7 protein-coding genes are annotated in these 11,693 nt (G+C 61.5%); 4 read left to right on the top strand and 3 right to left on the bottom strand.

Going from position 1 to position 11,693, the window contains the following annotated elements; genetic code table 11:
* Positions 1–98: 98 nt before the first annotated feature.
* Positions 99–2,327 (top strand): bifunctional metallophosphatase/5'-nucleotidase, encoded by a 2,229-nt coding sequence (locus D9V34_RS03955; RefSeq protein WP_121687586.1) that lies wholly within the window; start codon positions 99–101, stop codon positions 2,325–2,327.
* A gap of 22 nt (positions 2,328–2,349) precedes the next feature.
* On the opposite strand, the gene D9V34_RS03960 is transcribed toward D9V34_RS03955, so the two are convergent.
* From D9V34_RS03960 to D9V34_RS03975, 3 genes are all read right to left on the bottom strand, one after another.
* Entirely contained in the window at positions 2,350–3,732 is a 1,383-nt protein-coding gene (locus D9V34_RS03960; RefSeq protein WP_183091835.1) for a peptidoglycan glycosyltransferase FtsW, read from the bottom strand.
* 701 nt (positions 3,733–4,433) lie between these two features.
* Positions 4,434–6,692: an NACHT domain-containing protein gene (locus D9V34_RS17440; protein WP_147441605.1), complete on the bottom strand. Its 2,259-nt coding sequence runs from the start codon at positions 6,690–6,692 to the stop codon at positions 4,434–4,436.
* A gap of 552 nt (positions 6,693–7,244) precedes the next feature.
* Entirely contained in the window at positions 7,245–9,458 is a 2,214-nt protein-coding gene (locus D9V34_RS03975) for a DEAD/DEAH box helicase (RefSeq protein ID WP_121687590.1), read from the bottom strand.
* A gap of 357 nt (positions 9,459–9,815) precedes the next feature.
* Here D9V34_RS03975 and D9V34_RS03980 point away from each other — a divergent pair, with 357 nt between their 5' ends.
* The 3 genes from D9V34_RS03980 to D9V34_RS03990 all read left to right on the top strand — a co-directional run bounded on the left by D9V34_RS03980 (position 9,816) and on the right by D9V34_RS03990 (position 11,689).
* Complete coding sequence (locus D9V34_RS03980; RefSeq protein ID WP_030147891.1) at positions 9,816–10,079, top strand: GlsB/YeaQ/YmgE family stress response membrane protein; 264 nt, start codon at positions 9,816–9,818, stop codon at positions 10,077–10,079.
* A 72-nt stretch (positions 10,080–10,151) separates the two neighbouring features.
* Positions 10,152–10,727: an antibiotic biosynthesis monooxygenase gene (locus D9V34_RS03985; protein WP_121687591.1), complete on the top strand. Its 576-nt coding sequence runs from the start codon at positions 10,152–10,154 to the stop codon at positions 10,725–10,727.
* Between the two features lie 146 nt (positions 10,728–10,873).
* Positions 10,874–11,689 (top strand): DedA family protein, encoded by an 816-nt coding sequence (locus tag D9V34_RS03990; protein ID WP_121687592.1) that lies wholly within the window; start codon positions 10,874–10,876, stop codon positions 11,687–11,689.
* Positions 11,690–11,693 lie beyond the last annotated feature (4 nt).

The following is an 11,693-nucleotide window of genomic DNA, read 5'->3' on the forward strand; positions in this document are numbered from 1 at the left end:
CATTCCCTTCCCCGGGGCGTGATGTTGGTCACCGCCACAGGCTGGTCCCGCACGCGCACCCGTGTGTGCGGCCCCTCGTCCTTCGCACCAGGAGAACAATGTCGCTACTCCCGCGCCACCGGCGCACAATCACCCTCGCCGCGCTCGCCGGCGTCCTGATGGCACCGCTTGCAGCGCTGCCCGCTCAGGCCGCCCCGGATGCAGACACGGCCACCATCAACCTGATGAACATCAACGACTTCCACGGACGCATCAACACGTCCGACAATAAGGGCGTCCCCACCGGCACCGTCAACTTCGCCGGCACCGTCGAGTCGATCCGCGCCGGTTTCGCCCCGGACCAGAGCATCCTGCTCTCCGCCGGCGACAACATCGGTGCCAGCGAGTTCGCCTCGGCCACCCAGAAGGATCAGCCCACCATCGACGTGCTGAACACGCTGGGCCTGTCGGCCTCGGCGCTGGGCAACCACGAGTTTGACCTGGGACTTGACGACCTCAAGAACCGCGTGATCAACGGTGGAAACAACGCCGCCTGGGACTACCTGGGGGCCAACGTCTACAAGAAGGGCACCACCGAGCCCGCCTTCGATGAGTTTAAGATCATCGAGGCCGACGGCATGCGTGTCGCCGTGATCGGTGCCGTGACCGAGGAGACTCCGACCCTGGTCACCCCCGCGGGTATCAACACCCTGGAATTCGGCGACCCGGTGGATGCGGTCAACCGCGTGGTCACCAAGCTCAAGGCCGAAAACAAGGCCGACGTCTTCGTGGCCGAGTACCACGAGGGTGCCTCCGCCGGTACCCCGGATGGCGCGAGCCTGGATCAGGAGATTGCCGCCGGCGGTGTCTTCGCCAAGATTGTGACCCAGACCGATCCGGCCGTGGCCGCGATCTTCACCGGTCACACCCACAAGGAATACGCGTGGATGGCCCCGGTGCCCGGCAAGGCCGGCAGCCTGCGCCCGATCGTACAGACCGGCAGCTACGGCGAGCGCATCGGCCAGGTTGTGCTGAGCGTCAACCGTGCCACCGGTGCGGTTGAAAACGCCGACGCCAAGAACGTCGCCCGCGTCACCACCCCGACCGCCGAACTGATCGCCACCTACCCCCGCGTCGCGACCGTCAATCAGATCGTGACCGAGGCCGTGGCCAAGGCCAACGAGATCGGCAGCCAGGTGGTCGCCACCGCCGCGGCCCCGATCACCCGTGCGTTCAACGGTCCGGTGGGCGATGACCGCTCGGCCGAGTCCTCGCTGGGCTCACTGGTCGCCAACTCCCTGCTGGCATCGCTCTCGACCCCCGAGCGCGGTGCCGCCGAAATCGGCATCGTCAACCCCGGTGGTATGCGCACCGATATCGCCGCCGGAAACGTGACCTACGCGCAGGCCAACGGCGTGCTCCCCTTCGTCAACAACCTCTACACCACGACCCTCACCGGTGCGCAGGTGAAGAAGGTTCTGGAGGAGCAGTGGCAGCGCGACGGCGCGGGCAACGTTCCCTCGCGTCCCTACCTGCAGCTGAGCCTGAGCGACAACGTGCACTACACGTTTGATGCCACCCGCCCCGAGGGCGACCGGATCACCACCATCAGCGTGGCCGGTGCCCCGATCGACCCCGCCCGCGGCTACCGCGTGGGAACCTTCGGCTTCCTGATCACCGGTGGTGACAACTTCCGGGAGTTCAACAACGGCGTCGGTACCCGTGACTCGGGCCTGGTCGACCGCGATGCCTGGATCGACTACCTCCGCGCCCAGGGCACCCTGACCCCGAGCTTCGCCCGCACCGGCGTGCAGGCCCAGGGTCTGCCCACCGAGGCGATCGAGGCCGGTAAGTCCTTCACCGTGAAGCTGGGATCCCTGGACCGCACCTCGACCGGGTCTCCGGTTTCCACCACCGTGGTGGCCTCGCTGGGGACCACCGCGCTAGGCACCTCGCCCGTCACCGGAACCGGTGGCGACGTGACCGTGGCCCTGCCCGCGGATACCGCCGAGGGCGTTCACACCGTGACCCTGACCTCGCTGGAGTCCAAGACCATGGTGCAGTTCCCGGTCACCGTGACCGCCGCCGCAGTTGTGGTCCCGAGCCCCGAGCCCACCGACCCGGGCACCACGCTTCCCTCGGTCACCCCGGTCGACCCGTCCGCGGTTCCGGTAGTCGCCGCTCCGGGAACGGGCCTGGCGAACACCGGTGCGCAGGTTTCGGCCGTGCTGCCGATCGCCGCGCTTGTGCTGCTGCTGGCCGGTGCCGGCGTGTTTGTGGCCTCGCGTCGTAAGCGTGCACTCGCCGCTGCCACCGCCGAGTCCACCGAATCCTCGGTGAACGACTAGTCGGTTCCCCTCACGCCGCCCGTCACCGCTCGGTGGCGGGCGGCGTTTCGTATTCGCTCGGGGTGGGGGCGGGGAGCCAGTCGACCAGCTTGGGCGCGGGCTCGGGCTGCGCGCGTTCGGCCAATGCGGTGGCGGACTTCCGCGCGGCCCGGGGCGTGCGTGCGCTCGCCGTAGCCGAGGCCGCGTCTGCGTGCCCCCGCGCGGGATTCTGCGCCGCCCCCGGGACGGGCATGCGCGGGGCAGGATCGACGCGGGCCTCCCCCGGGGCGAGCGAATGACGCTCCACCGAGAGCACCGCACCGATCGCCGCCCCCGCGGAGATCAGCGCCGATCCTCCCGTGGACATCAGCGGCAGCGGCACTCCCAACACCGGGAGCAGCCCGACCACCACCGAGATGTTGATGAAGGCCTGGGTGATCAGCCAGGTGAACACGCCCCCGGCCACCACCCGACCGAAGGTTCCGCGGGCGCGCGCCAGGATTGCCAGCAGGGCGACCGCGAGTACGCAGAACAGGAGCAGGACCAGCACGGTGCCCACCAGGCCGAGTTCCTCCCCCACCACCGCGAACAGGTAGTCGTTATCGGCGGCAGGGAGCCAGCCCCACTTCTCGATCGAGTTGCCCAGGCCGATCCCGAACACCCCGCCATCGGCCAGCGCCCACGTTCCGTGCAATGGCTGCCAGCACAGGCCCAGATACTCCGACTTATCGGTGCGGCAATCCACCTGGAAAAAGTGCACCAGTCGCATCACGCGGTTGGCTTTGATCGCGGTCATCAGCAGGGCCGCGACGATGCCGGACAGCGCCACGATTCCGATCGTACGCAGGTTGACGTTGGCGAAGACCAGCACCCCGATCATCACGGTCGCCATGACCAGCACGGTGCCCAGGTCACCGCCAATCAGGTTGATTCCCATCGAGAGGGCCGCCACCGGAACCACGGGAATCACCGCGTGCTTCCACCCCTTGAGCAGCCGTTCCTTCGAACCGAGTACCGTGGCTGCCCAGATGATGAAGGCGAACTTCATCACCTCCGAGGGCTGCATCGAGATAAACCCCAGGTGGATCCAGTTGCGGTTACCGCCGGACTCGTATCCGAGCGGTGTATAGACGGCGAGCTGAAGCAGCAGCGCCCCGGCCAGGCCGATCCAGGCGAACCGGTTCCAGAACCTCGGGGTTGCCCGGCTGGCCAGGAACATCGCGATCAGCGCGAGCGCCGCGACCCCGCCCTGACGCAGCGCCCCGGCAAAGGGGTCGCCGGCGTTTTCCGCATCCCCCGGCTGGGAGGCCGACTGCACCATCACCACGCCAAACCCGATGAGGAACAGCACCACCGAGGTCAGCAGCAGCGCGCGGTTGGAGACCCCGGCGATCCGAGTGCGCAGCGCCGTGTCGATGCTTAGCATCCGCGCCTGTAGGCGGGACGACGTCTTCACCGCGACGTCGCTTCGCTGCACCCGGAACTGTCGCCTCCGAGTGCTCGTCTGTTGCGCTCGCGAACCCGCATGCGATGCCTCCCCTGTGGACCGGTATGTCACATTCCAGCGTAGGTTGGACGCTCCGGCGACATGCCCGCCCTCAAGAGACTCCCAGTGAGGGATAACCCTTGTGAGGCGTTCCAATCGGGTGGGAGGTGTGTTAGGTTCGGGGTTACCAGTACTAGTCGTCATTCTCTGTACACACGGAGAGGCGGCTAGTCTTCTTTTTCCCCCGACTCATCTCATCGGCACAGAGCAGTCTGTATCATTTCATCGTCGATGGATTTTCAGCCCTAAGGACGCCTCGTTCAATACGTCTAGAAGTAAACGCGAACAGCTTTCATGAACGATCACCTACCCTGCGTGAACCATGGTCCGCTGCCGCGCACTTCGTAATCTTGAACTTGCAAGGGACCACAGACCTCAGCCATAAGTCAGCACTTCTGAAATCCAACTGAATTCTAACTATGTAGATGGGCACGTCACCTGCCATTTCAATTTGGCGGGTGACGTACCCGTGGGTCTCAAACAAACGTGTTGTAAAACCGCAGTATGTCCTCGAAAGGTGAACTCGGAGACCCAAATCCAATAGGTCGGAGCCCCGGTTTTTATTAGCTAGGATTAGTCTTTCAGGCCGAACTGACCATATCCCAGATTGGGTCCTTGCTCGATCGTCGTAGTTCCACGATCGCCCCCATACGTCGTGTGTGTCGCCGCTGAGGTACGTAGACGTGTCCTTGATCTCCCTTAATCCGCGAAACTATCTTTTCCGAGATCATGAAGGTAATTATTCGTTGAGCGATCCGCCTGTCCCAATAGGATTCGGCTCCTCTTAGCAACGCTTCTTCTTTGCGCCCTGCTCCATGCTGGAAAAAAAGCTTCTTGATAATCACAAGTAGTGTCTTTTGGGCATCGTTGAGATCAAGTTCACTGATCTTGGAAGTGTTTAGCGTGTGATTGAACACCTGCACACTGCAATCGTCTCGAAAATAATCCGGAAGTTTACGATTCTCGCTTACCCCGTAAAAATCTGTGATGAGACAATCATTTATCCAAACATCGGAGACTTCACACTCTTCATGCGTAATTTTTTCTATAACAGTCGACTGAATTATCAGCTTCGTGATCGTCTTGCCAGCCATCCGAAGATCAACGATATGAGAGTTGTTCACCATTAGGCCATCAAAATCACAAGTCTCTTCCTCGCCGAGAAGCCGAGCAGCAACGTAATCTGCGACAAATTGAGAGTTTCCAGAGCTTTCGCATTCCTTGGCATAGTTGAGAGCTTGCTGACCAGGCTCAAGATTTTCCGACCACACCCGTAATCCGAAAATGTCGAGCGGTTGCTTCCAATTAGATTTGGGAACGTGCGGATCTCTATTTAGCTGAGATTGGACGACAGCAAGGCCGCGTAATCCATTTTTCGCATAGTCGTCAATGAAGACTCGATCAGTGCTTTCACTACTTAGACGTCCTAAATAGGGCAGTCTCTGAAGTAGTACAGACGAATCATCAACAGGGCTATATCCTGTCACTGAGAAAAATGCCTCGTTGAGTTGAGCCACACTGATCGACTCATTATTTCGGTGCTGGTACCGAGAATCTTGCGCAAGCTTCAAGAGAATTCTCTTGACAGTATCTGCATCCAAAGAGCTGTGAATTCTAATCTCGCGTTCGCAAACAGCGTCCACGATACTTTCAAAAAACTGAACTTCACCACTATTTTTTTCTTCCAGCTTCGCAAGTTGCTCATCGTCTAGTTGAGACAGGAGCTGGCAAATTAGTGGTTTCCGTGGCATCCAATCGGGGAGTATCGAAAGGCTCGAGTTCAGTTGCAGATAGTCTTTTGCCTCCTGCTCGGTAAATTCAGCGGGACACCTAAGTACGATGGCATCATCGCGAAGTCCAAGGCTATCTATCATCTCTTTATCAGAACCGAAATAGTGCTCTCTTCCGGTGATCAAAATACCTGCTCGAGAACTCGACTGCACAACATCCCTGACACCAACCAAGCTTTGCTTACGGATCTCACTCAGCCTTGCCGCTTCGCCAGACCAAGACTGTGAACCGATCTCATCAAACCCATCCAGCAAAATAGGGTGGTTACCATCTCCCGAGCTTCTGATCAATGAATCTGCAAATTTGCCCAATCCGAGATCTTCGAGATGATTCCTGAAGATAATTGATTTGCTCTTCAGCCCCCAGTTATCTCGAAGGTTAATGGCAATAGGCGTGAATACCGAATCCTCCTTCGCGAGCATTTCGAAAATCTCTTTGATGCATCGTGATTTCCCCGAGCCGAACTCCCCCACAAGAACAACCTGCGACCGATTCTTCAACGCGTTCGAGATGTCAGTGACTGAATATTTCTTCTCATCGCCGTCAAGGTATCGGATTTCTGCATATCTTCCTGTATCCGGATCACCGGATCTGGGTGACACTGCACTTCCAAATGCCTTCTTTTTTCTCAAGAATTGATATTCACTAGATCCAAGAAATTTTGCCCCAAATTCGTCTAACGAAAGAATCTTGATGGACGATGCTTCAGCTGTCGCTTTACTTGATGCGGGAGGCTGTCCGTCAGTCAAAAAATACGCTTCGACATATATTCCCTTGGCAAATAGTGCATTTCGAACTGAATTGATCTTGGCTATATCTGTGCGAGTCTTATCCAACGAATAGTTTTTCGAAACTTCGATCACGACATAGTGGTTTTCTCTCAGTTTGATGACTCCATCGACTCGCACTCCTGCGATTTGCTCAGGTACACAAGGAGATGCCCAAATTGCTTCTGCCATGCGTCGAGCTTTTTCTTCAAGCGTTTTCCAATGAGCCACCAATATATCTCCATCCATGAATTTTCCAGGACGCACAGCTTGTAGTTTCACACGTCCGAATCATCTCCATACGGTAGCCATGATCGCTCGTATTCATAATGCCCAGATGAGGTGACAATATTGAGTTCAAGGGCTCTAACTGTCAGCCAACACGTCTCTAATCGCTGGTTAATGAAGAAAAGCTTTCAGACTACTCATCCAACCGGCAAGGAGTTCTAGAGTTTCCAAGGAGTAAGCCTCCCTCGAATTCAAGGTCTGTGCCGGAATAGGGAATTGTTAGGTGAGTCTTCCCGCGGGCACCGGCCGCAAGGGATTTTAGTCTGCGCTGCCTGCAGAAGCCTCTGACCTGGCAAGACGAATTACGAATTCAGTAAGAATGGGAGAAACCTGTGACATCTGTTACCAGCGTTTGTTCTAACAGCCGTCTTATAGCTGTGGCATTTCGGTAATAATCGAAGGAAATAGTTTCAAATCGCCCTGTCACATACCTTTCCCATGCTGCTCTGCACGCAAAACCGCCCGCCACCGTGAGGTGACGGGCGGTTGAGGATCGCGGACTACTCGGCGGTCTTGGCCTCGAGCTGGGCGGCTCGGCGGCGTCGATTACTCGGCGGTCTTGGCCTCGAGCTGGGCACGAGTGGGGACCCGGCCGGCGATTTCATCGATGATGTCGTCGCCAGGGAAGGCGTCCACAAACTCGGCCGAGATCTCGGCGCGGGAGAGCAGTTCCTCCATGCGGCGGCGGCGCGAGCGCGGGATCAGGGTGACCACGGTGCCCTCACGACCGGCACGACCGGTACGGCCGGCACGGTGGGTGTAGGTCTTGTACTCGTCCGGGGCGTCGGCCTGGATCACCAGGTCGATGTCGTCCACGTGGATACCGCGGGCGGCGACGTCGGTCGCCACCAGGACATCCACCCGGCCGCTGGTGAGCTGGTGCAGGTTGCGCGTGCGCTTGGCCTGGTTCAGGTCACCGTGCAGGGCGACGGCGAAGACACCGGCATCCTCCAGCTGCTCGGTCAGACGCTCGGCGTAGGCACGGGTCCGCGAGAAGATCACGGTCTTACCGTTGCGTCCGGCGAGCTGCTCCAGGATGCGGTCCTTGTCGCGGTGCTCAACCACCAGGACGCGGTGGTCGATGGTCGAGGACGCCTGGTCCTCACCGGCAACCTCGTGCACGGCCGGGTTCTCCAGGAACTCGTTCACGAGTGCCGCAACACCCTTGTCCAAGGTGGCCGAGAAGAGCAGCTTCTGGCTGTCATCGGCGGTGTTACGGATGATGCGCTGCACGGGCTCCAGGAAGCCCAGGTCGCACATGTGGTCGGCCTCATCCAGCACCACCACGTTGACCTCAGACAGGTCCAGACGACCCTGCTCGATCAGGTCCTCGATGCGGCCCGGAGTACCCACCACGATGTCGACGCCGCGCTGCAGCGCACCCACCTGACGGTGCTGGGGAACACCACCGTAAATCTGGGTGGTGAACAGTCCCACGGAGCGGGCGATCGGCTGCACGGTGCGGTCGATCTGGAGGGCCAGCTCACGGGTCGGGGCGAGGATCAGTGCGCGGGGCAGACGGCCCGGACGACGGTTCTTTCCGCCACCGTTTTCCATCAGACGCTCCACCAGCGGGGCACCAAAGGCGATGGTCTTACCGGAGCCGGTGCGGCCACGGCCCAGGACGTCGCGGCCCTCGAGGACCACGGGAATGGTTGCGGCCTGGATCGGGAACGGTGCGGCGGCACCGAGCTCGGCCAGGGCATTGACGATGTTGCCACCGAGACCCAGGTCACCGAAGGTCTTGCCCTCGACGTCCTCGGCCTGGATAGCCTCAGCCTCGAGACGCTCAAGTACTACGTCATCCTGCGGCTGGTAGCCGCCACGACGGGCACCACGGTCGCCGTGCGAGGGGCGCTCGGGACGGTCACCGCGGTCAAAACGTGCGGGGCGCTCGGAACGCTCCCCGAACGCGGGGCGTGCGGGACGCTCATCGCGGTTAAAGCGTGCGGGACGCTCATCGCGGTCGCCGCCACGGGCCGGGCGCTCGTCGCGGTTGAAACGCGGAGCGCGGTCATCACGGTCGAAACGTGCCGGACGGCCATCGCGGTCGCCACGACCGGCGGCCGGACGCTCGTCACGATCAAAGCGACGCGGTGCGCGCTCGTCACGGTCGAAACGGGCGGGACGCTCGTCACGGTTGAAACGGGGGGCACGCTCGTCGCGGTTGAAACGGGGAGCACGATCATCACGGTCAAAACGTGCGGGACGACCCTCGCGGTCGCCGCCACGGGCGGGGCGCTCGTCGCGGTTGAAACGCGGAGCACGCTCGTCACGGTCGAAGCGACGCGGTGCGCGCTCGTCACGGTCAAAACGTGCGGGGCGCTCGTCACGGTTGAAACGGGGAGCGCGGTCATCGCGGTCAAAACGTGCGGGACGACCCTCGCGGTCGCCGCCACGGGCCGGGCGCTCGTCACGGTTGAAACGGGGAGCACGCTCGTCACGGTCAAAACGTGCGGGACGACCCTCGCGGTCGCCACGACCGGCGGCCGGACGCTCGTCACGGTTGAAACGCGGAGCGCGGTCATCGCGGTCAAAGCGGCGCGGGGCGCGCTCGTCACGGGCACCCGAGCGGGCGGCGCGATCGTCGGCATCCCAGCGGTTCTTCTGGCGCGGGGCGTCCTCTACTTCGGGACGGAATCCGCGGTGTCCGGGGCTCCGGCTACCAGCCTTGGGGCCGCCCTTGGCAGGACGCTTGCCGTAGCTGGGATCGTAGTTCTTTGCGGGGCGCTTTCCGCCCACGTGGTTCTTTTTAGGCATAACAATATTTCCGGGTATTTCAGGCATGAAACAGCGAAGGGCCGCGCGCAGCGGCGCTCTCTCCCCCGGACATCAGTGGGCCGGGGCCGTTCACAACGTGTGAATATGCACACGAGATCCGTGTGCAAAACCGGCCCACCAGACTGACAATTGCTTCGCGGTACCCACCGCGACGTCTAGAGCCGACTTCCTCACAATACGCTAGTTTTTCGGCTCTGTCACCCGTGGCTCGCCACGACGGCGGTTTCCACGGGGGATTCCCGGCCGGGGCTGGACCATTTAGATCACGAGCGTTAGCCTGTGTTCACGGTGTCGGGCCGCAAGGCTCCGACACATCGGAAAAACAGGAGGTACACCATGGGTTTCTTCGCTTTTCTACTTTTGGGGCTGATCGCGGGAGCAATCGCCAAGGCAATCCTGCCCGGTAAGCAGGGCGGCGGCTGGATCGCCACCCTCATCCTGGGTGTCATCGGCGCGATGGTTGGTGGATGGATTGGTTCACTCCTCTTCAATGCCAAGATCGACGCATTCTGGGATCTGGGCAGCTGGGCCCTCGCGATTGTTGGATCGATCGTTGTCCTCCTCATTTACGGCGCCATCACCGGCCGAAAAAAGGCATAGTCACCACGGCCCCGGGGTTTTCACCCCGGGGCTGTGATGTTTTGGAAACAAACATGCCTCACACTGGGAGGTATGGGACACAATGCCATTACGGTCTCCATCGAGCGCACGGTCGATCCCGCGCGACTCTCCGAGGCCACCGTCTGGATTCAGGCGGGAATTAATCTTGCAAACAAATATCCGGGTTTCCTCGGCTCCGGCTGGGTACGATCGGGCAGCAGCGAAACCAGCTGGCACATGCTCTATCGATTCGCCGACGCACAAACCCTCGACGCCTGGGAGAACTCCCCCGAGCGTCGCTGGTGGCTGGGCACCGGGAGCGAATTCGCTCAGGAGACCCGTACCGAGCGGCGCACCGGGATCGAGGGGTGGTTCGACACTCCGATCGATGCCACCGAGGCCATCCAGCCGGTCATCGTGCCTCCGCGCTGGAAGCAGGCGACCAGCATCTGGCTCGGGTTCTTCCCACTCAACCTCGCCTTCACCCTGATCGCTACGTACTTCATTCCCGGCTGGAATGAGTGGGATGTGTGGCTGCGCGTGCTGGTCAGCACCCTCGTCCTCACCCCGATCATGGCCTACTGGGGCCTGCCCACGGTCACCCGCTGGCTGCGTCCCTGGCTTCAAAGGCCTCCGCGCGTTCGCTAAGTCCCCTGCCCTCACGGTCTCAGGGTCATCTCATCCTGTGGGGTGACCCTGGATCATCCCGTCAGGGATGTTCTGATGTGGCATCAAAACGTATCGTGGAAGAGTCGAGTGCCCCCGCGCTCGTCTCCCCGAACGAATGAGATGTCATGGAGTTTCTGACCGACGCGATCCTCACCATGGCGACGTCTCCGTGGATCTATCTGATCGTCCTAGCGATGGTCCTGATCGACGGGTTCTTCCCCCCGGTGCCTGGTGAAGCCGTGCTCGTGGGCGCCACCGCAATTGCGATCAGTGCGGGTTCCCCCAACGTGTGGGTGCTCCTGGTGGCCGGCGCGATCGGCGCGGCCATCGGTGACAACATCGCCTTCCGGATCGGCCGCGCGGTCGGGGTGGAACGCTACGCCTGGATGCGCAAGCCTCGGGTGGTGGCGGCGCTGGACTTCGCCCGCCGCGGACTGGAAAAACGCGGCACCCTGCTGGTGCTGGGGGGACGCTACATTCCCGTGGGGCGCATCGCGATCAACATGACCGCGGGGGCCACCGGGTTCCCGCCCCGACGCTTTGCCGCGCTCAGCGTGGTGGCCGGTTTCCTCTGGTCGATCCACGCGATCCTAATCGGTGCCCTCGCCGGACACCTGACCCAGGGCAACCCGCTAATCGGGGCGGTGCTGGGCATCGGATTCGCGATCCTGCTGGGCATCATCATCGACACCGTGGGCCGGATTCGCCGGGCGATCATCAAGCGGCGGGCGGCTCGCCGCGGCACCACGGTGCCCGCACGTCCCATCACCGCGAGTGCCATTCGTGACCGCGAAATCGACGCGCTGACCTACCGTGATCCGGCAACCGAGCCGATCGAACCGTCCACCGGCGAGGCCACCCAGACCGAAACCACTGCACGACCCGCGCGCCCTGCACGGCGTGACACCGGGGATTTCACCCCGCTGCGCGGGACGGTTTAGCTCG

The organism is Mycetocola lacteus, from assembly GCF_003667575.1.
GTDB lineage: Bacteria > Actinomycetota > Actinomycetes > Actinomycetales > Microbacteriaceae > Mycetocola > Mycetocola lacteus.